16 protein-coding genes and 1 pseudogene are annotated in these 20,923 nt (G+C 58.6%); 10 read left to right on the top strand and 7 right to left on the bottom strand.

Features of this window, described 5'->3' with window-relative positions; all coding sequences use genetic code 11:
• Nucleotides 1–56: 56 nt before the first annotated feature.
• Both QD228_RS13705 and QD228_RS13700 read right to left on the bottom strand, forming a co-directional pair.
• The gene (locus QD228_RS13705) at nucleotides 57–1,220 is read right to left on the bottom strand and encodes an NADH:flavin oxidoreductase (RefSeq protein WP_279875888.1); all 1,164 of its coding nucleotides are present in this window, start codon (nucleotides 1,218–1,220) and stop codon (nucleotides 57–59) included.
• A gap of 431 nt (nucleotides 1,221–1,651) precedes the next feature.
• Entirely contained in the window at nucleotides 1,652–2,092 is a 441-nt protein-coding gene (locus QD228_RS13700; protein WP_084208978.1) for a hypothetical protein, read from the bottom strand.
• Between the two features lie 318 nt (nucleotides 2,093–2,410).
• Between QD228_RS13700 and QD228_RS13695 the strand changes: the two genes are divergently transcribed.
• The gene (locus QD228_RS13695; RefSeq protein WP_077372838.1) at nucleotides 2,411–2,842 is read left to right on the top strand and encodes an OsmC family protein; all 432 of its coding nucleotides are present in this window, start codon (nucleotides 2,411–2,413) and stop codon (nucleotides 2,840–2,842) included.
• 215 nt (nucleotides 2,843–3,057) lie between these two features.
• Here the strand turns inward: QD228_RS13695 and QD228_RS13690 are convergent, their stop codons facing one another.
• From QD228_RS13690 to QD228_RS13680, 3 genes are read right to left on the bottom strand one after another with little or no spacing between them, the layout of a single operon-like run.
• Nucleotides 3,058–4,080, bottom strand: a complete 1,023-nt coding sequence (locus QD228_RS13690) for a YihY/virulence factor BrkB family protein (protein ID WP_279875887.1) — start codon at nucleotides 4,078–4,080, stop codon at nucleotides 3,058–3,060.
• Between the two features lie 37 nt (nucleotides 4,081–4,117).
• Nucleotides 4,118–5,098 (bottom strand): EamA family transporter RarD, encoded by a 981-nt coding sequence (gene rarD / locus QD228_RS13685; protein ID WP_279875886.1) that lies wholly within the window; start codon nucleotides 5,096–5,098, stop codon nucleotides 4,118–4,120.
• Nucleotides 5,095–5,448: a DUF1904 family protein gene (locus tag QD228_RS13680; protein ID WP_169477152.1), complete on the bottom strand. Its 354-nt coding sequence runs from the start codon at nucleotides 5,446–5,448 to the stop codon at nucleotides 5,095–5,097. Before QD228_RS13680 ends, rarD begins: the two co-directional genes overlap by 4 nt.
• A gap of 404 nt (nucleotides 5,449–5,852) precedes the next feature.
• Between QD228_RS13680 and QD228_RS13675 the strand changes: the two genes are divergently transcribed.
• From QD228_RS13675 to QD228_RS13650, 6 genes are all read left to right on the top strand, one after another.
• Nucleotides 5,853–6,746 (top strand): nitrilase family protein, encoded by an 894-nt coding sequence (locus tag QD228_RS13675; protein WP_279875885.1) that lies wholly within the window; start codon nucleotides 5,853–5,855, stop codon nucleotides 6,744–6,746.
• The gene (locus tag QD228_RS13670) at nucleotides 6,746–7,447 is read left to right on the top strand and encodes a pseudouridine synthase (protein WP_077372850.1); all 702 of its coding nucleotides are present in this window, start codon (nucleotides 6,746–6,748) and stop codon (nucleotides 7,445–7,447) included. The genes QD228_RS13675 and QD228_RS13670 overlap by 1 nt, the downstream gene beginning before the upstream one ends.
• A 279-nt stretch (nucleotides 7,448–7,726) precedes the next feature.
• The gene (locus tag QD228_RS13665; RefSeq protein WP_279875884.1) at nucleotides 7,727–8,716 is read left to right on the top strand and encodes an ABC transporter substrate-binding protein; all 990 of its coding nucleotides are present in this window, start codon (nucleotides 7,727–7,729) and stop codon (nucleotides 8,714–8,716) included.
• A gap of 332 nt (nucleotides 8,717–9,048) precedes the next feature.
• Nucleotides 9,049–10,371: a dicarboxylate/amino acid:cation symporter gene (locus QD228_RS13660; protein WP_279875883.1), complete on the top strand. Its 1,323-nt coding sequence runs from the start codon at nucleotides 9,049–9,051 to the stop codon at nucleotides 10,369–10,371.
• 136 nt (nucleotides 10,372–10,507) lie between these two features.
• A complete protein-coding gene (locus tag QD228_RS13655; RefSeq protein WP_279875882.1) occupies nucleotides 10,508–12,058 on the top strand; it encodes an amino acid racemase in 1,551 nt (516 codons plus the stop codon).
• A gap of 231 nt (nucleotides 12,059–12,289) precedes the next feature.
• Nucleotides 12,290–13,213 carry a LysR substrate-binding domain-containing protein gene (locus QD228_RS13650; protein ID WP_279875891.1) on the top strand — a complete coding sequence of 308 codons (924 nt, stop codon included), beginning with the start codon at nucleotides 12,290–12,292 and terminating at the stop codon, nucleotides 13,211–13,213.
• Between the two features lie 104 nt (nucleotides 13,214–13,317).
• Here the strand turns inward: QD228_RS13650 and QD228_RS13645 are convergent, their stop codons facing one another.
• Nucleotides 13,318–13,671 (bottom strand): hypothetical protein, encoded by a 354-nt coding sequence (locus tag QD228_RS13645; RefSeq protein ID WP_240499551.1) that lies wholly within the window; start codon nucleotides 13,669–13,671, stop codon nucleotides 13,318–13,320.
• 1,052 nt (nucleotides 13,672–14,723) lie between these two features.
• Between QD228_RS13645 and QD228_RS13640 the strand changes: the two genes are divergently transcribed.
• Entirely contained in the window at nucleotides 14,724–17,423 is a 2,700-nt protein-coding gene (locus tag QD228_RS13640) for an ATP-binding domain-containing protein (RefSeq protein ID WP_279875881.1), read from the top strand.
• Between the two features lie 1,105 nt (nucleotides 17,424–18,528).
• On the opposite strand, the pseudogene QD228_RS13635 reads toward QD228_RS13640, so the two are convergent.
• Nucleotides 18,529–19,152 (bottom strand): annotated as a pseudogene (locus tag QD228_RS13635) (DDE-type integrase/transposase/recombinase); the annotation flags it as partial.
• 134 nt (nucleotides 19,153–19,286) lie between these two features.
• On the opposite strand from QD228_RS13635, the gene QD228_RS13630 reads away from it, so the two are divergent.
• The gene (locus tag QD228_RS13630; RefSeq protein ID WP_279875880.1) at nucleotides 19,287–20,159 is read left to right on the top strand and encodes a hypothetical protein; all 873 of its coding nucleotides are present in this window, start codon (nucleotides 19,287–19,289) and stop codon (nucleotides 20,157–20,159) included.
• 287 nt (nucleotides 20,160–20,446) lie between these two features.
• Nucleotides 20,447–20,842, top strand: a complete 396-nt coding sequence (locus tag QD228_RS13625; RefSeq protein ID WP_279875879.1) for a hypothetical protein — start codon at nucleotides 20,447–20,449, stop codon at nucleotides 20,840–20,842.
• The last annotated feature ends 81 nt before the right edge of the window (nucleotides 20,843–20,923 follow it).

The raw sequence follows: 20,923 nt of genomic DNA, 5'->3' as shown, positions 1-20,923 counted from the left end.
GCGGCCCCCGCCACTGAGTGGCGGGGCCCGCTGCGTCCTGCTTCAGTCTGCCGACATCAGCAGCGACCTTCGCAGTTGGCCGGCTTGTCGTTGGCGATGCGCCAGTCTTCCTCGTTGGCCAGGGTGGCCAATGGAGACAGCATCGCGAAGTCGAAGGGCGTCAGGCAGGTGTCGCGTTTCACGCGCTTGGGCCAGTCGTGATTGGCCAGTGCCGAACGCCCGATCGCGACCAGGTCGGCGTGCTCAAGCGCCGCCACTGCCTTCTCAGAGCTGTCCACGCCGCCATTGGTGATCAGCGTGATATCTGACTCCAGTGCCTTGCGCGATTGGTCGGCCAGCGCCGTCAGGCTCAGCGAGCGCTCGTCAGCATTCGCTGCCTCGGGGAAGGCGGGCGCGGCGACATCGCCACCCGTCAGGTGCAGGAAGTCCAGGCCAGCCTCGATCAGGTGCGAGAAGCGCGCACGAGCCGCGTCAGGTCCACCGGCCCAGCTGAGGTCCGGCTCGGTCACGGTGCCCTGCGACAGCCGCATGCCGAGTGGGAAGTCGTCGCCGACGGCCTCACGCACACTGCGGATCACCGCGAGCGGGAAGGCCAGCCGGGCAGTGGCATCGCCGCCCCAGGCATCGTCGCGCTGATTGAAGCGCTCACTGATGAACTGGTGGATCAGGTAGCCGTTGGCACCGTGCAGCTCGACCCCGTCAAAGCCAGCTTCCTTGGCCAGGCGAGCACTGGTGGCAAAGCCGGCGATGACCTCGTGAATCTCCGATTCGCTGATCTCGCGAGCCAGCGGGAAGGGGCCGGAGCCGCCGTAGAAGCTGAGCATCTCGCCACTGGCCCGGCTCTCTGAGGGTGCGACCACCTCATCCTTGAAGCGGTTGTGCTGAGTCTGGGCACCGGCATGCATCAACTGGGCGATGAGTCGGCCGCCTTGTTGATGCACGGCCTCGACCACCGGGCGCCAGCTGTCCTGCTGGGCCTGAGTGGCCAGTCCCGGCTGATTGGCGTAGCCCTGGCTGAAGGCCTCATCGGTGTACAGGCCCTCGGTGACCAACAACGAGAAATCGCCGCGCGCGAAATCGCGGTAGTAATCGACCATGTCGAAGTGGACCAGGCCATCCTCCTGGGCGCTGGTACGGGTCATCGGCGCGAGCACCAGGCGATTGCGAAGCTCAAGCTCGCCAAGCGTGTGGGCGGTGAACAGTGTCTTGGTGTCTGTCATGCGTAACTCTCCTGCGGAGATGACTCCGCTGTCGTATCCGGTCGTGGGACCTGCACTGACTGCGTACTGAACAAGACGGAAATCGATGCAGTGCTGGCGTCATGCAGACGCCGTGCAGTGGCCTTGAGGGATGATCGACGGATCATCTGTATGCGATATATCGTGCCTGCCGAGGTGGGGTGTCACAAGCGGGATCACTGGAAGGAGAGTGTTGTCGTTTCGACAACTTGATTGCGTAATTTCCTGAATATCAAGGGATTTTCGTAATCACTTCACGGTTGCTGCATATTGTGGCAACGGTGTACTGCTTTCCATGCACATGCCCTGCACCCACGCATGTGCATGCAACGAAACAGGCCCCGCAACCCAGGGTTGCGGGGCCTGTTTCATCCGCGGGAATCGTGTCTAGCGCGAGGGCTCAGTCCGGGCGATCACTTGCCGTCACATTGGGCAGTCTGCTTGCCGCCGGAAGGTGGGCAGCCGAACCAGTTCTCGGTCGGCTTGGCCTGGCCAGTATTGGCATGTCGCCCCCCCTGGCTTCCGATATCTCCGCCGTCGAGGCTCTTCTGTACCTGACGCTTGGCCTCATCCTTGGATTGCTGGCTGGCCTCGGGCTGCTGGTGCTGCTGGTAGTTCGCCCCATTGTCGCGGGAATCCTCAGCGGTACGCGTGGAGTGGCTGGTGGTCGGCTCGCCGTTCGAGGAGTGCTGGGAGGCAGCGGCACCACTGACTCCCGTCTCGGTATTCATCTCGTCGAAGGCATAGGCCGGTGACAGGCTCAGGCAGCCCAGCATCACGGCGGCGATGCCGACACCGTAGCGCGTCTTGCGTGAAGCGCCTGCTCGGAAGGGGGAGGGGGTCGTGAATGACATGTCGAGTGCTCCTTTGGGGAAACGGCGTGGAGCATGGGCCAGGCCATTCCGTGAGCAAGTCAATGAGTGCTTGCTCGTTGTGCAAGAGACATCCAGACGTTGCGCTGTACTGGACGCTGATGGAAGAGAGATCGGGGCAGATGACGAGAAATCAACTCTCGCTGACGTTCCTGCATCGCTGGCAGGTGAGGTGGCTTGCGTATCCGGTGGTCAGGGCGGTTATCTGGTGTCGGGCCCTTGAAGTCGTCGCCTGGCATGACAATGTGATGGGGAGAGGGCAACGGCCCCCTGAGAGTTCACCCAGTCAAGGAGACATGCATGACGATCAAGAAAACCGGTTCCGCGCATTGGGAAGGTAGCGTCAAGCAGGGTAAAGGTACCGTCAGCAGTGAAAGCGGCGCCCTCAAGGATCAGCCCTATGGTTTCAATACGCGTTTCGAAGATGGCGCGGGTACCAATCCTGAAGAGCTGATCGGCGCAGCACATGCCAGCTGCTTCTCCATGGCGCTGTCGATGATGCTGGGAGAGGCAGGCCATGAGCCTAGCGCCATCGATACCCGCGCGACCGTGCATCTGGACAAGGATGACAGCGGTTTCAGCGTCACCAGGATCGCGCTGGTGACCAAGGCCAAGGTGCCGGGCATCAGTGACGCGGACTTCCAGGCGACCGCCGAGAAGGCCAAGGCCGGCTGCCCGATCTCCAAGCTGTTCACTGCCGAGATCACCCTTGAGGCGTCTCTCGACAGCTGAGACGCTCGCCAGCTGCCCTCGGCTCTTTCGGGTGAGGCAGCTGTCGCGTGAAGGTTCATCCCCTCAGCAGGGGGTTGCGCCAATGAAAAAACCGCCCTGAGGGGCGGTTTTTTGCGTGGTATCTCTCTTTTTTCTCTCTCTTTTTCCTAACACTCTATCTCTCTATCTCTCTTTCCATTTCTCTCTAGCCCTATCTCCATCCGCTTCCATTCCGGTCAGCGTTCGTCGGGCCTTTTCGCGTCATCTGGCTCATCGGTTGGCAGTTCCTCTTCGCTGATCGCCCCGGCATGTTGCATGGCGTTGCGACGGGATTGCAGACGCGTCAGAGGGGTACGGCTGGGCGTGCGGTACCAGCGGATGTTCTCGCGTGAGCATTGCTCGAGTTCCGCGATCACCTGAGCGCCAAGCAGCAGGATGATGGCGCCAACCTCCAGGCCCAGCAGCAACACGATCAAGGTGGCCAGCGAGCCATAGATGGCGCCCACGAAGGACAGGTGAGTGAAGTACCAGCTCAGCGCCAGACGAGTCAGCTCCCACAGGGTCGCCGCGACCAGCCCGCCGACCAGTGCACGGCGAGTGGAGACGCGTGTCTGGGGCAGGATCTTGTAGATGGCGCTGAACAGCCCGAACATGCCGACGATGCTGATCAGGTAGATCACTTCACTGCCCGCTTCGCCGAGGGTGACCTCGATACCCGTCAGCAGGGTCAGGGCATCATTCATCGCCGAGGCCAGTGCCACCAGCAGAGTCAGTGCCAGCAGGCCGGCCCCCAGTACCATCACGAAGGCATAGGGCAGCAGGGCCGAGATCCAGGCACTGCGTTTGCGAATCACCGGGTGCTGATGAAAGATCAGCGCGATGGCATCCTCCAGCATGCGAAAGGCCAGCCCGGCGAAGAACAGCAAGCCTCCCATCCCGATCCAGCTGATCACGTCACGGTTGTCCAGCAGCTTGCGCACGGCATCCAGCAGCACGTCCTCCTGCCCGGGTCCCAGATGCTGGACCTGGATGGCGATGATGCTCATCAGACGTGACTCATCGACCAGATGCGTCAGCAATACGCAGCTCAGGGCGAACAACGGCACGCTGGAGAGCAGGATGTTGTAGCCCACTCCCCCCGCCAGCAGTACGCCACGATTGGCGATGAACTGGCCCAGCACGCGCCAGGCGAAGGCGATCAGGCGGGGGAGAAAGCGCAGCAGTCGCGCGCGCCAGGTATCGTCAGCCGTGTCCGGCATCAATGGCCTCCTGGAGTGTCGGTGGGCTGGCAAGGCGTCACGAGGTGCCGCCCTTGAGTGCCCGTCGGCTGCGGCTTTCGGCGCGATGTGCCAGCAGGGTCGAGGTCGAATAGAGCGCCAGCCCTGACCATATCAACACGAAGGTGAGCAGCATCGAGGGCTGCAAGGTCTCGTGGAATACCAGCAACGCGATGGCGAACTGCATGCTCGGGTTGATGTACATCAGAAAGCCGACGGTGGCGAGGCGCAGGCGGCGTGCCGCGCCGGCAAAGGCCAGCAGCGGAAGCGCCGTCAGGATACCGCTGGACATCAGCAGCACGCTGGCGGGCAGCTCCAGCGGGCCGATGCCCGTGGCCAGAAAGCGTGACTCGCCTGCTTGCCACAGACCCGCGATCAACAGCAGGGCGAGGGGCGCCAGCATCAGCGTCTCGACGAACAGCCCCGACAGGCCATCCAGCGCGACACGCTTGCGCAGCAGCCCGTAGGTGCCGAAGGACAGCGCAAGCGAGAGTGTGATCCAGGGCAGCTCGGAGAGATTGAGAAACTGCAGGCTCAGGCCCAGCGCCGCCAGCCCCAGCGCCACGCCCTGCAGGCGAGTCAGGCGTTCCTTGAGCACCAGCATGCCCAGCGCCACGTTGACCAATGGCGTCAGGAAGTAGCCGAGACTTGCCTGCAGCACTTCATGCTGCTCCACCGCGAAGATGTAGATCCCCCAGTTGGCCGCGATCAACAAGGCACACGCCAGCCCCGGCCATAGTTGCCGTGGCCTGGACAATGCGCTGCGAATCGGTGACCAGCGCTTGAGCAGGCTGATCAGGAGGATGAGAAACACGCAGCTCCACAGGATGCGGTGCAGCAACACCTCCCAGGCGGGGATGCCGGAAAACAGCGCGAAGTACAGCGGAAAGCAGCCCCACATGGCATAGGCCGTCAGGCCGTAGCCGACCCCCTTGAGGCCTTCGCGACGGGCCAGGGCTGCCGCTTCATCACTTTCTAGCGTGCTCTGCGCCTGGCTCATCGCGAGTCACTCTCGCCATCCTGAGCCAGTGGCTTGCCCGCGATGTAGTAGCCCGAGGGGCTCAGCGCGAGGAAGAAGGTCTCGGCCTCGGGGTAGCCGGCTTCGCGCATTGCCTGGTGGATGGCCTCGCCACAGACGTCACGGACCTGCTGGCCGCGTTCGAACCACAGCACCTCGACGAAGGGAAAGGCATCCACCGTCTGGCCGTCGAAGACATATTGCGTGCTGATGCACTCCAGCGTGAACTCATCGCGCGGCGTCGCCGTGGCCTCACTGAGCTGGTCGACAAGCGTGCGCGAGACGGGGGCGAGACGGGCGGGGGTAACGCCATGGAAGCGAAGCTGAGGCATGCAGGGCTCCTGGAGCACGAATGAGTGGGGGTGACAGCGCGCGTGGGCGACAGGCGGACCGAGGTCCATGCGCCGGGCTTCATCAGCCGGCGCTGACGGAGCCGGCATCAAGCCCCGCGCAACATCAGCATAAGGGGAAGCGATGGCCTGCGTCGCGCCTTCAGGCCGCGGCAGCATGTCGATGGTCAATATATCATCGGCGACTCATGCACACATCCGCTGGCTGAGCCGCGCGGAGTTGTGGGCCAGTTCCCGCATTGCCTCTCACATCTGAGCGCCACAGACGGTAGAATGGGCGCATTCATGCTCGCGATGGCATGCAGGCCTCACGCCCTCCATTACCCGCAAGGCGTGTCCCGGGAGGGCGGCATGAGGGCAAGATGACCGAGGATCAGGGAGACGGCATGACAGTGACGAATCCATCAGCAACGTGGGAAGACGCAGGCAAGTTGCGTGTCAGCCTGGTGCAGGCCGATCTGCGCTGGGAAGACCCGGCAGAGAACTGTCGCCTGCTGGGCGCGCAGCTGGACGCCGCTGGCCTGACGGCCGGATCTGACGGCCACAATGCCCTGACCGACCTCATCGTGCTGCCCGAGATGTTCGCCACCGGCTTCACCATGAATTCCCGTGAGATGGCCGAGCCGATGGAGACCAGCGAGAGTGTCGCCTGGCTCAAGGCGCAGGCTGTCGCGCGCGGTTGCGTGATGACGGGCAGCATTGCGGTACTCGAGGGAGACGAGTGCTACAACCGCATGCTGTGGGCCACGCCGAGTGGTGAGCTGAGACATTACGACAAGCGCCATCTGTTTCGCATGGCAGGCGAGCATGAGCGTTATGGCATGGGCAATGAGCGGGTGATCGTCGAGCTCAACGGCTTCCGGATCCAGCTGTCCGTCTGCTATGACCTGCGCTTCCCGACCTGGCTGCGTCAACGCCCCGTGATTGGCGGCATGAGCGCGGCGGAGTGTGCCACCGGCAGCGCCTTCGAATATGACCTGCTGCTGTGCGTGGCCAATTGGCCGGGCGTGCGGCGTCACCCGTGGCGCACCCTGCTTCAAGCGCGCGCCATCGAGAATCTGGCCTATGTGGTGGGCGTCAACCGAGTGGGTGACGATGCCAACGGGCTGCACTATACCGGCGATTCCATGGTCTGCGATTTCAAGGGCGAGCCCATCCTCGACCCCGCGCCAGACCAGCCCTTCATCGAGACGGTGACGCTTGAACGCGGCGCCCTCGACGAGTTTCGAACCAAGTTTCCGGCGTGGATGGACGCCGATCATTTCACTCTGGAGGCCTGATGCGCCTGGACAAATTCCTTACCGAAACCACGGATCTCAGCCGCAGCGATGCCAAGAAGGTCGTGCATCGCGGCGATGTCACCGTGGATGGTGAGGTAGTCAAGAACACCGCGCGTGCCGTCAAGGATGGCATGCGCGTCGAATGGAACGGCGAGCACCTGGAACTGATGGGCCTGCGCTATCTGATGCTCCACAAGCCGGCCAATGTCGAATGCACCACCAAGCCGGGCCTGTACGAGCGCGCGCACGACCTGATCGAGCTGCCCAATGTCGAGCGCCTGAGCATCGTCGGGCGTCTCGATGTCGACACCACCGGTCTGGTGTTGATGACGGATGACGGCCAGTGGAACCACCGCGTCACCTCACCCAAGAAAGCCTGTGCCAAGCGTTATCGCGTGACCCTGGCGCGCCCGTTGGAAGGGGATGAGCTGGCGCGTGCGGTGGAAGATTTCGAACACGGCCTGATGCTGGATGGCGAAGAGAAGCCGACGCGTCCGGCACGCCTGGAGATGGAAACGGCCACCGTGGGGCTGCTGTGGATCACCGAAGGCCGCTATCACCAGGTCAAGCGCATGTTCGCGGCCATCGGTAATCATGTCGAAGCCCTGCACCGCGAAGCCATCGGCGACGTGGAGCTGGACCCGGAGCTGGAACCCGGCGAATGTCGCTTCCTGCGTCCGGAAGAGATCGCCAGCTTCTGATTGTCAGCGTCTGACCATCAGCGCCATATCGTCATGAAAAGCCCCCGTCATTTTTCCTCAATGGCGGGGGCTTTTTCATGCGCGTCGTTGGCCGCTGAACCTTGTATCGATCCAACGATCGCGCTTAAGGTAAGCGTTGTCTGCTCGTATTGTGATTTCTTTGCGGGAAGTGCGTTTTGCAGAAGTGAAATTTATACTGAGATCGTCTTCAATCAAACGCTTGTTTCCAGTATTTTCATGACAATGGCGTCTCCATAACAACAACGAGGAAAATCCACTATGTCGTCCCCCTTCACCAAGTCCCACCTGATGAAACCCCTGCCGCTGCGCATGGCGCTGGCGGGCAGTGGCCTGCTGCTGGCGACCCTCTCGGCACCGGCAAGCGCCGCGGAAGATGCCAGTGTGGTATTCGCGGCGCCGCCGTGGCCGGGCGTGACCATGAAGACCGAAATCGCCTCCGAGATCTTCGAGGCGCTGGGCTATTCCCCCACCACGCGTCAGCTGGGCGCGCAGATCACCTATGAAGGCATCTCGCTCGGGGAAGTGGATGTCTACCTGGCCGCCTGGCTGCCGGGGCAGAGCACCATGTACAACGCGGCGATGGAAAAAGGCGCCATGGTCGATCTGGGCAACAACGTGAACGGCGCGCGAGCCAATTTCGCCGTACCGCGTTATGTGGCCGAAGCCGGCGTCACCTCACTGAACGATGTCGACAAGCCGGAATTCGCCGACAAGTTCGACAAGACCATCTACTCCATCGAGATCGGCTCGGGCTCCAGCGAGATCGCCAACCGTGCCGTCGACGAAGACATCTATGGCCTGGGTGACTGGGACCTCAAGGAATCCTCCACCGCCGGCATGCTGGGGACGGTGGCCAATGCCATCAAGCGCGATGAGTGGGTCATGTTCGTCGGCTGGACCCCGCACTGGATGGGGGTCGAATACGACATGGTCTTCCTGGAGGACCCCAAGGACCTGTGGGGCCCGGGTGGCGGCGCCAGTGACGTGAAGACCCTGGCCAACAAGGCATGGTCCGAAGCGCATCCCAACGCCTCCGTCTTCCTGGACCAGATCGCCTTCACCTCCGAGGAGCAGAGCGAGCTGATCTATGGCTTTGGCAAGGAAGAGCGCCCGCAGGAAGAGGTGGCTGGCACCTGGATGAAGGCCAATCCCGCCAAGGTAAAGGGCTGGCTGGAAGGCGTGACCACTCGAGATGGCGAACCCGCCTGGCCTGCCGTGCAGAAAGCGCTTGGCCTGCCGGACGCCTGACGTGTCGATCCCGAACCTGTCACTTCCGTCTGCACGGCTGAACACTCGGTCTTGAAACTCGGTCTTGAAACTCGGCGACACTGGATGACACGGCCTGCGTGCCTGTTGTCGCCGGCAATGTCTGATCAGAACCCCGTTCCTGGAGCGGGGTTCTCGCGTTTCTGGCACCTTCTCACTGCCCGTCGAGCCCCATCGCGGCATCGTCATGCAAATCTTGCATGGAAAATCAAAATAAAGAATTGGTCGGACCTGTTCGCGCTGTATCACCATGACCCCGCATTCTGCGTCGCCTCAACGCGCAGCAAACAACAATGACAAGCAGGGTTTACCTCATGGCTGATACTGATTCGTTCGCCGAGCGCGATTCGCGTACCTCTGGTCCTATCGCGCGCTTGCTGTCCCCGTGGAGAGGCTTGCCGCTCTGGAAACAGATCTTCATTGCACTGGTGCTGGGCCTTGGGCTGGGCATCCTGCTCAACCAGACCGGCCGCGCCGATATCGCCGCCGACATCAAGCCGCTGGGGGATCTGTTCATCCGCGCGATCAAGATGCTGATCGTGCCGCTGGTCTTCGTCTCGCTGGTCACCGGTGTGGCATCACTCGACAACCTTTCCCGCCTGGGGCGATTGAGCCTCAAGACACTGGGGCTGTATCTGGGCATGACGGCGGTGGCGATCACCATCGGCCTGGGGCTGGCGGCTCTCTTCCAGCCGGGCGTGGGCATCGACCTGGGCAGCGCCACCGGTGTCGAGGTGCGGGAAGCGCCGACTGCCGTCGAGACATTGCTTGGCCTGGTGCCGACCAATGCCGTCGAGGCCTTCGCCGAGGGCAATGTGCTGCAGATCATCGTCTTCGCGATCCTGTTCGGCCTCTCCATCACGCTGGTCGGGGAGAAGGCGCGTCCGGTGCGCGTGTTCTTCGAGTCCGCGGCGGAAATCATCTATCGAATGACCAGCATCGTCATCGCCTTCACGCCCTACGGTGTCTTCGCGCTGATGGCCTGGGTCGCCGGGACCTACGGGCTGGCGATGCTCGCGCCGCTGGCCAAGGTGATCGCCATCGTCTATCTGGGCTGCATCGTGCACGCCGTGGTGGTGTATGGCGGCCTGCTGCGCTTCCTCGCGCACCTCAATCCCGTGCGGTATTTCCAGGGCAGTGTCGAGCCGATCATGCTCGCCTTCACCAGCACCTCAAGCTCCGGCACCCTGCCGGTGACCATGATGGCCGCCGAGCAGAACCTGGGCGTCAAGCGCAGCGTCTCGAGCTTCGTGCTGCCGCTGGGCGCGACCATCAACATGGATGGCACCGCGCTGTATCAGGGTGTCTGCGCGCTGTTCATCGCCCAGGCCTACGGTGTCGATCTGGGCATGACCGAGTACGTCACCATCATCATGACCGCCACTCTGGGCTCCATCGGCACGGCGGGCGTGCCGGGGGCGGGGCTGATCATGCTCTCGCTGGTGCTGACCTCCGTCGGCCTGCCGCTGGAAGGGGTTGCCATCATCGCCGGGATCGACCGTGTGCTCGACATGGCACGTACCGGGCTGAACGTGGCCGGCGACTGCGCCGTCAGCTGTCTGGTCGCCAAGAGCGAGAAAGCACTCGATGAAGAGGTCTTCAACACCCCGCACGTGATGCGTTCGACCTTGAGCTGAGCGTCGCGCTGATGGAGGGAAGTGGCCTTCACTTCCCACTGACCGGCAGCCAGGAGGCGCTGCCGGTCGTCCTTCTCCAGGAACCTGTCGCCCTCAGGCCGACAGGCATGTCAAAGATGGTCAGGAGAATCGCGCCATGGAAGCGTCTGCCACACGGCTTTCTGTCAATCGGCTTTCTGCGGCTGGGCTCGCTGCTGGCGGGCCCCGCAACGCGCCGGACACCGTCACCCGCTACGGTGTGGTCGGCGGGCTCGGGGCGCTGGGCAGCGCGGATGTATTGCTCAAGACCGTGCGTGCGGCCCAGTACTGCAAGCCCCCGCGCCGGGTGGACATCGCCTTCGAACAACGTCACTTCGAGGATGGCCCCGGCATCGCGGAAGAGGGCTATGACCCGCTGCGCCGCAAGTTCTACGTCTACAACGTGCTCAAGGACATGCAGGGCAAGGTCGAGAATGCGCTGGTGCCATGCTTTCTCTCGCATACCTTCCTGGCCGAGATCACCCCGGAAATCAGCGTGAACGTGGTGGATATCTTCGAGGCCCTGCAGGACCGCATACGCCGCGAGTACCCTGACGTTCGCAAGATCGGTGTGCTGACCTCAAGTTACGTGCGCGCCTCGGGCATCTTCACGCGCCGTCTGTCCGGGCCCGTATCTGAGCCCATGTCCCGATCGGAAGGTGCCGAGCCCGGCGCGGGTCTCGAGGTGCTCTATCCGGAGGCGCGCGTGCAGCGCGAGGTGTTGATGGAGGCCATCTATGGTCCGACCGGCATCAAGAGCGGCCATCATGGCGGTGAATGTCTGCAGCAGCTGATGGAAGCCTGCGATGATCTCATTCGTCAGGGTGCCGAGATCATCGTGCCGGGCCTGAGCGAGATCCCGGTGATGATGGCCTCGCTGCAGCCCCTGATTCCGGTGCCGTTGCTGGATTCCAATCGAATCTACGCCGAGTACGCGCTGGGACATGATCGCGAGCAGGAAGGGCGACAGTTCAAGCTGGGTGTGCTGGGCGGCGTCGGGCCCGCTGCGACGGTGGACTTCATGCGCAAGGTGGTGGGACTGACACGTGCCGAGCGCGATCAGGATCACCTCAAGATGGTGGTGGAGCAGAATCCGCAGATTCCCGATCGCACCGCCAATCTGATCGGCAACGGGGAAGACCCGAGCATCCCGATGCTCGCCACCTGTCAGCGACTGGAAGCGGACGGTGCCAATGCCATCGCGATTCCCTGCAATACCGCGCATGCCTTCGTGGCGCGTATCCAGCCCTATATCGGCATCCCGATCATCAACATGCTGACGGCGGTGGTTGATCATATCGCCGCGCGGGAGACGCCGGTGGCGCGGGTCGGGCTGCTCGCGACCAGTGGCACCGTGGCCAGTCGGGTCTACCACGACATCCTCGAAGCCTCGGGGCGTGAGACGCTGGTGCCGGACGCCTCCCATCAGGCTTGCGTGATGGACGCAATCTACGGGCAGCAGGGTGTCAAGGCGGGCCACACCTCAGGCGAATGCAGTCTGATGCTGGAAGCCGCCATCGAGCATCTGCTGGCACAGGGGGCAGAGGTGGTCATTCTGGGCTGTACGGAGCTGCCGCTGATCGAGTTGCCGAAAGCGCTGCGTGAGCGCGTGGCCTTGCTGGACCCCTCGGAGATACTGGCACGCCGCTGCATTGCCCTGGCGCAATAGCCCGATGACCTCGTGCCGATGACCTCGTGCCAAAGACGTCGAGGTGGAGAATGTAGCGCTGTGAAAACAGCGAGGGAAACAGACAGCACTGACTACGCGGAAGGAAGGAAGGAAGGAAGGAAGGAAGGAAGGAAGGAAGGAAGGAAGGAAGGAAGGCATGCAAGAGGACAGGAAGACCAGCCACGCTATACTGCGGCGCTACATGCCTCACTCCAGGAAATCGCCGTGGAAATGAACTGGCTGGAAGACTTCCTCACGCTGGCCGTCACGCGCAATTTCTCGCGCGCGGCTGAGTTGCGCAACGTGACTCAGCCGGCCTTCAGCCGCCGGATACGCAATCTGGAATACTGGGTGGGCGCCACCCTGATTGATCGCAGCCTGTTTCCGGTAGGGCTGACACCGGCCGGCGAGTCCTTCCAGCGGACGGCGCAGGATGCGCTCTCGGTATTGCGGGTCGGACGGGAAGAAGCACTGGGCTTCGTGCCCAAGATCGAAGAGGTGGTGTCGATTTCCGCCTCCCACACGCTGGCGGTCAGCTTCTTCGTCGACTGGCATGAACAACTCCAGACTCGACTGGGCAAGCTCAAGGCGCGTATCGTGCCGGACCACGTCGCCGGCTGTGTCGATGCGCTGATCAGCGGCAACTGTGATCTGATGCTCGCCTACAACAGCCCACTGCTGCCGACGCTCACCGACATGGTGCGCTATCCCTCCATCGTGCTGGAGTCCGAGCGTCTCGTGCCGGTGAGTGCAGTGGATGAGGCAGGGCAGGCGTTGTTCTCGCTGGAAAGCGACACTCCGCAACCGTACCTCTGCTACTCCAGTGACAGCTATCTCGGGCGACTCACCGCGCTGATCCTCAATCGGGAATCCCTCTCGGCACGCCTCAACTTCTGCTACGAATGCTCGATGTCAGACGTGCTCAAGCGCGGGGCCCTGGCCGGTAGCGGCATCGCCTGGGTACCGGAGCGCGCCGTACGGGATGAACTCAACGCCGGTCGCCTGCGCATCGTCGGGGATGACCGCCACACCGCTCCGCTGGATATCTGCCTGTTTCGGCATGCCGAGCACAAACAACAAGTCGCGGAGCGCATCTGGCAAGCCTGCCTGGACACGCAAGCCAGCCGCACAGCCATCTCCGCCACTCAAGGGTGACCTCTCGCCCATAACGCCAGTGGCGGTGAGCGTCATCCGCCCACCGCCACTGGTCTTCGCTCTCATCCATCATCTCGCCAGGCTCGCGCAAGGGTATCGCAGACTCACGACAGACGCCGTGAATTGGCCGTCGTGCGCTTGTGCAGCGGCTTGATGAACTGCGTGCCCGTCGTCCACCACGGCACGACCTTGCCACCCGACATCGCGTTCATCCACGCCTTCTGCATCACGAACCACATCTCCCAGCTGGCGGCGATCTTCTCCGACACCATCTTCTGGTTCTCCGCGATCATCTTCGGGTCCAGCGGCGACTGCGTCCCCCACAACTGCGTGCGCGACATGATGGTCGACATCGCCGTCGACCACATCTCCACCGACGTCGTCCCCAGCTTCCAGACATCGAACATCGCGGCAGGTGTCGTCGGGACCAACTCAGACCAGGCAGGTTGTTGAGTCATTGTGCTCTCCACGTAAAGGAACCTCATGACAGTCTTACGCCTGTTGATGCTGCAGTGCAACATTAGTTTTTTATATCCCTGAATGTGAGCGTGAAGCAGAGCCTCCCTTATCACCAGTTTATATATAAATCAGTGAGTTAGCGATGGAGTGGGTCAGTAAAACCGGAATTTTCCGGGCTTGGGAGGAAATTTCCCGTGGGGCTGGGGAAAGTGGATTTTGGGGTTTGTTGGCAATGTCTTACGTAGGCGTATGAATTTTATGAAGCTCGGTATCAGTTCAGTCAAACAGGGCGCGTAAGAGTTAGCGAATGGCGCGGAAATTTCCGACATAAAGGTGGGCTCGATAGAGGAGAGGGCACGGCGAGACGCGCTCGATATCGAGCTTATTGTCTCGTTAATGCGACGCAGGGTGTCGCGTTGAACTAACGATTCCTTCTCGCGCGTGTCTCGACTCGGCTATCATTAGGTTTCTTGAAATTTCCTATATTCAGATATGCATTTCTCGCCAAGGCAGGACGCCATGGCGCAATACTATGAGACGGAGCTCGCCCCAGCGGTAAGCGCCGTGCGGTAGCCGTGGTCAGTGTTGCCGATTTGATGAAAGGGCAGGTTAATGGAAATCATCAACAACGTCAGCCGGCTGCTAGGCGACGACCTGAAAGACACCCTGAGGAATGGTGCCCGGCTCAAGATCCCGGCCTCCTGTCGCTCGATCTACGCCTACGCAACACTAAACAGTTCAACTGCAAGGTTGAGGTCAACTCCGAGCTGCGCTCGATCCTCGATAAAGTTGTCGACCACGATACCTAATCACGACTGTAGAAGCCCGGAGGCTCGCGAACCCTTGGAAAAGCTGAAGATGCATAGCCCTTATCTGCGTCAGGATAAGGTCGCCAGGGTTTTCTCCTTCCATATTGTGTTAGCAGTACAGGGCGAAGCCGCAGTAAGCGTTTCATGAAAAAGAAATCCAACCGGGCAATAGAGAATAATGTGTTCTTGCGGCAGCTAAAAAATAATTATAGGTCGACAGGGGTGAGTGATAAGGAGGGATGATGAAAAACCTGAATGACGAGTCGAGAGGATATGTTGAGCGAGTCGCGGTTGAAACACTAAGTCAGTTCGACAGCATCGCTAAGGCTGCCAAGAAAAAGCTTCACGCTGGGCGAGTGCAGGGTTCCGACACCTTGGCAAGTATCAACACAATGACGTCCTGTTCGGCCATCCAGAGACTAGATCGGATCAGTCAGTCCAACCGAGAGAGCTATCAGGTGCTGGCAGTCGAACCGGCAATAGCTCGTATTGTTGTGATGGACGAGGAAGGCGAAGAGTGCACCTACTACATCTGCCGAACCGCACCGGTTTCGGGTTTCCCCAATCTTGCCAGTTATCGAGCCCCAGTCGGGCGCTTGGCTTCCTTGGCGATAGGGACAGAGTTCACGTTGCCTAACGACACCGTTGTTGAAGTTTTAGAACGCGTCCAACTTCGACCTGACCTACAGGCCGATGGCTGGGATTCGCGCGATACCGTGCTGGAAGCCGAGCGATTTGGCCCACTTACCATCGAGTCACTACGTGCGCTTTCGAGCGAAGTTGCCGCCGAAGAAGTTACTGAAGATATTCTAGGTCAACTGCTGGCCGAAGAAACGGTCAGGGCCAACATCATCGAGGGTGTGCGTCGCAGCGTAATTATCAAGATGGGGTTGCGGGATCAGCCGATTCTCGATCAGTATCAGGACGAAATCTTCCGGCTCCCCCTCGACAAACGCCTGCTGATTCTTGGTCCACCAGGTACAGGTAAAACCACGACATTAATCCGTCGCCTAGGACAAAAGCTCGATACCGCCTTCTTGGAAGAGAGCGAAGAGCGGCTGGTCGAGTTAATCAGTACTAAGCAAGGCGTCCCTCATGCCAACAGTTGGCTGATGTTCACTCCTACCGAGCTACTCAAGCAGTACCTCAAGGAAGCATTTGCGCGCGAGGGTGTTCCTGCCTCCGATATGCGAATCAGAACATGGAAGGATTATCGGTATGAATTGGCTAGGAACACTTTCGGTATACTTAGAACCGCCACTGGCAGTGGTAACTTTGTCCTCAAGTACGACTTGCAAAGCTTGAGTGCAGAGGCGATAGGTCGCCCAATTCAATGGTTCGATGACTTCAACACTTGGCAGTACAATGTTTATGTTCAAGAGCTTCAGAAAGCCGCTAACATGCTTTGTGAAGCTAAGGCGGCAGAAGTTCGGAGCCTAGGAGAACGACTGCATAACATCTTGGCTCAGGCGGGTGAGGGAGCGCTGGCATCTACGTTCGCATCGCTGGCAGCCGAGCTTCCCAAGGTGCAGGATCTCGTCGTCAGCTTGAAGGAGGGCTCTGACGGTAAGATCAAGGCTTCGCTCAATCTCCAGCTCAACCGGGATCGAGCTTTTCTGGATGAATTGGCCCATTTTATCGGTAGTCTACAGCAGGTACAGGCGATTGAGACCGAAGAGTATGACGATCTCGATGCCGACGATGAAGAAGACGGTGCGGCCCCGCGTACGACTCGTTCCGCCGCCCTCAGCGCGTACATGCAAGCCGTTCGTGCACAAGCTCGTGCAGCGGTATCCAAGCGTATCGTCAGTAAATCGTCTCGCACCGGCAAGATCATCGAGTGGCTAGCCGATCGAGGCCTGACAGAACGGGATCGCGCAGAGGTGGGTGAAAGCCTGCTAGTGCAGACCAACGTCCGCAGATTTGTGCATCCCGTCAAGCGTTACCTTGATGAGATCCCCAAGCGCTATCGGTTATTCCGGCGCGAACACCAGCACTCAAGCAGCTGGTATCGAAGCGAGGACCTCGGGGCCCGCGACATTGATCCGTTAGAACTGGACATTGTGCTGCTTGCTATTTTGCGTGCGGCGGGTGATCTGATCATCAGTCCCAACGTTCTGCGCAACATCGATAGTCCTGCTTGGTCATCGCTCCAGCCCATCCTAGGGCTTTATCGCAACCAAATTGTGGTGGATGAGGCGACAGACTTCTCGCCTATCCAGCTCGCATGCATGGCCGCACTGACCCATCCGCGCCTGCGATCGTTTTTTGCCTGTGGTGACTTCAATCAGCGCTTAACCACCTGGGGGGCTCGCTCCGCAGACGACTTGAAATGGGTCTTTGTCGACTTCGACATAAAGGAAATTACCGTATCCTATCGTCAAAGCAAGCAACTCAACGAGCTGGCTCGCGCGATGATCCGTGCGGTAGACAGTAACGAACAGCATGCTAACTTGCCTGAGCATACGAACAGCGAAGGGGTTGTGCCAGCCTTGCTCGAGCACGCCACCGATGCAACTGTCGTGGTTAGTTGGCTCGCTGATCGTATCTGCGAAATCGAACGCTTCGTCGGGCAACTGCCATCCATCGCCATCTTTGTATATACCGAAAACGACGTGGCACCTATGGCCGAAGGACTCAATGCCACGCTGGCTGAGCACAACATTCAGGTCATCGCCTGCCACGAGGGCCAGGCCGTTGGTCAAGAAAGCAATGTGCGCGTGTTCGATATCCAGCACATCAAAGGCTTGGAGTTTGAGGCAGTGTTCTTCGTAGGCATTGACCATCTTGCTGAACTACACCCAGCTTTGTTCGACAAGTATCTGTATGTGGGCATCACACGGGCGGCCACATACTTGGGCGTGACCTGTGAGGGTGTATTGCCGAACGCCATAGAGAGCCTACGCTCTCATTTTGGCCAAGACTGGCAGCAAATCGACTGAACGTTTAAGTACGAGTTCGAGAAAGCCAATCGTCAAGACTTTTCGCTGGGTATCGGCATCCATAGAACCAGGAAATGGAAAAACTGAAAATGCATAGCTCTGATATGGGTCAGTACAGTATTGCCAACCGGCTGAGCTGTTTTCCCAGTTGTGTCACTGAAGCGCGGGATGAGTAGGGGCGAGTAAAACTATCGACTTTGATCAGCTGCGGCAGGAGCTCTCTACCCATATCGTCGCTAGTCTCCAGGAAAGTTACCACCTTAACTGGCCCGGCAAGCGGGAAGCACTGCTGGCGGCTAACGGGTCGATTGTCAAGGCGCAGGGCCTCTGCCGTGAAGAGAGTGTGGACTCCGATACTACTAAGAACCGGCGGATGCAGACTAAGAGTGCAACTCCTCTATTGAATTGAGGGTGGTGCTTCATTGTACTTTGCCATCAGTTCATTCATCACCTCGGTAGAGCGTTTGAAGTCGAAGTGTTTTGAGACCGCATATTCAGCTTGAAGGCAATGACATCCAACTCTTCCTAACGTGGCAGTGATAGGTCGGTACTCTTAGGGAGGTACTGGCAAATCAGGCCATTGATCTTGCGTCAGCTCGGCCGAGATCTTGGGCAGTCGTGCCGCTAGTAGATAGCCGCCCCTACGCTCGACCAGTGTAACTAGGCCTGATTACTTGTGGCCCTGAATCACAGTGTCGGCCTCCCAGTGGCCGACAAAGCGCCGATCATCGACCTTACCCAGGCGGTACTCGATTCCGACTCGGTTGGGAATCTTTCCCTACTCGGCACTCTTGGCGCGCGTGCGGTGTTTATTGCGGCATTTGGGCTGACGGAGATGCTGCCAAAGATTACCACCCCGTACCTTATCGCCCCAGATCAAGGAGTCGATCCAATGATGACTGACACTAACGCCACCTAAGGGTGCCATGAAGTAACTGATTTGCTGTGGGCTCCACGCCTAACACAGTCGGCTGGCAACGGCGGCCATCATGCGCTGCTTCACTTTGGTCAGTGAGCCGAGAGGGGGACCGGGGCTGGACCTCCTACCTCATCGTACGGTCTAAAGTGCTGCGGTTATTCTATGAATCTAGGTGTCGGGTCTCGCCTAATTGATTACCCGCCTGTGGAAAAGCTCGGGCCGCTTTTTTTGCCAATCTTTCATGGCTGATATCGGCGCCTGATGATGTAATGCTTTCTGCTGGATGCAGTGATTGTAGAGCCAACAGTAACGCTTGAGTGTCTGTTCCAGATCCTCCCTCGATTCGTAGCGTCGAGTCGTCAGCACATCGCTGATACGGCCATTGAAGCGCTCGACCATCCCGTTGGTTTGGGGGTGACCCGGACGGATGAGCCGGTGTTCGACATGATGCTGTGCACAGGCCTTGTCGAAAAGATGGCTTCCTGTCGGCTTACGTTCACCGCCCGACGTGAAACGATCGGTGAAGCACTTTCCATTGTCTGTCAGCACCTTCTGAACCTTGAACGGTGCCTTGTCGATAACGCGATGGAAGAACCCCTCTGCGTCTTTCGCTGACTGCCTGGAGCGCACCTCAAGATAGACCCAGCGCGTGGCGCGGTCGATGGCCACGAACAGGTACCGCCGCTGGGTCTCATCGGGCATCTGTGGCAGGTACTTGATGTTGATATGCAGGTAGCCTGGCTCGTAGTCCCGAAATGCCTTGGGAGCCTGCTTGTTGTCCTCTTGGTCCTGGCGTGCCAGCTCGGCAAGTGTCGGCACCTGCCTCGATGCTCCTGAACGAACTGACGAAGAAGCCCTCTGGCAGCAAGCAAAGGATAGCTTATTCTAGTCAATTGAACATCCGAGACCCTACAGATAACCTTTGTTGAAGGACTGGTTTTAATATGAAAGCAATGCTGGCTTTGTTTTTATTTTTGATCATTTTCCCTTTGAGTGTGTACGCCTCTCCTCCTAACTCTCATACCATGGGCGATATGTGGTTTTGTAATGAGGGGTTTAAAAGGGTGGGTGACTCATGTGAACGCCTCTCGGTTCCAAGAAATGCCCATGTGATGGGGAATATGTGGTTTTGCAATGAGGGGTTTAAAAGAGTGGGTAACTCATGTGCGCGCTTCTCGGTTCCAAGGAATGCCCATGTGATGGGGAATATGTGGTTTTGTGATGAGGGGTTTAAAAGAGTGGGTAACTCATGTGACCACCTCTCGATTCCTGAAAATGCCCATGTGATGGGGAGTATGTGGTTTTGTAATGAAGGGTATAAAAAAGTAGGTAGCCGTTGCCAGGAAATGTCTGCACGGGAGGTGGAGGAAAGAGAAAGGCTGCTTGAGCTTGTTGCACAACGTCAAGCTGAACTACGTGCCAACGGTGCCTCAGGCCAAAGTTGTCAAACTGAGTACGATAGTGGGGCAGCAGTTTGCATATCAGTAAATATGGCAAATCTTGCCTGTGACGAGAGTTATGCTAGCGGGTTTTATGATAGCTGTGAAGTGGATATGGATTACAGTTTGGAGACTGATTATAGGGGAGGTTCTAGTATAAATGTAGATGTTTATTGCGAGGCAGAGATAAGCTACAAGTCAAAATCTGGGCGCAATCGCTACGATAGTGATGGTTATCATGATTTTCAACACCTCGGCTCGTACGGGACAGGGTCTGGTTACATCAGCATGGACTTTTCTTTCTCATCCTATGAGGAAGTTTTTAAGGTGAGCTTAAAAGATGCGTGGTGTGAAATGCAAAGTGTTTATCTTCACTGAAGGGACTACCTAGATATATACAAGGCAGAGGATCCTGAATTCAAGCAATAAGCGCAGCACCTGCGGTATCCAGGTTACGGTGAATGAGTTTGATAATTCGTAACTGTTGGTTAAGTGAATTTTGAATTTAATCATCGGTTATGCACGTAGTGAGGCACGAGAGGTTGTTTGGTAAATTATCTCTTCATGGAAGCCAACTGTGCTTTAACGATAAGCTGATATTTGGTGTTGATAATATAGTGTATCTCGTCTAACCTCAAATTTTAGTTTTTTAGCTAGGAGGGGTAATGGTCAAGATATTAAGCGCTTTAAGTATTAGTATGCTTTTAGGTGGATGTGTTACATCAGGGCACTCCACACCAGCTCAGCTTGCAGAATATAAAAAATCTATTCCAGTTTGCTACGAGAAAACCGAATGTCAGAAAATGTGGAGTGCGGCTAGAAGATGGATATTGAATAATTCTGGATATAAGCTTCAGCATGTCACATCGGATTATATGGAGACTTATAATCCACTCAATGGAGATACTGATATAGCCTTTAGAGCTTCATTGGAGCCTAGTGGTGACGGGTATCGTATCGTGGGAGAGGCGTGGTGCGGGAATATGTTTGGATGCGTGCCTGTTCAACATGAAGCTATGATTAACTTCAACCAATATGTGTCTGATTCTGTATATAGATGATGAATACATAATCTGATGATTGCTTGAAGGCGCAATAACTATATTGGCTTTAGTTATTGCGCTTAAACCTTGATTTGATTT

The sequence above is a fragment of the Cobetia sp. 3AK genome (assembly GCF_029846335.1).
GTDB lineage: Bacteria > Pseudomonadota > Gammaproteobacteria > Pseudomonadales > Halomonadaceae > Cobetia > Cobetia marina.
The sequence above is the reverse complement of the archived record's forward strand: the minus strand, read 5'-3'. Positions and strand labels throughout refer to the sequence as shown.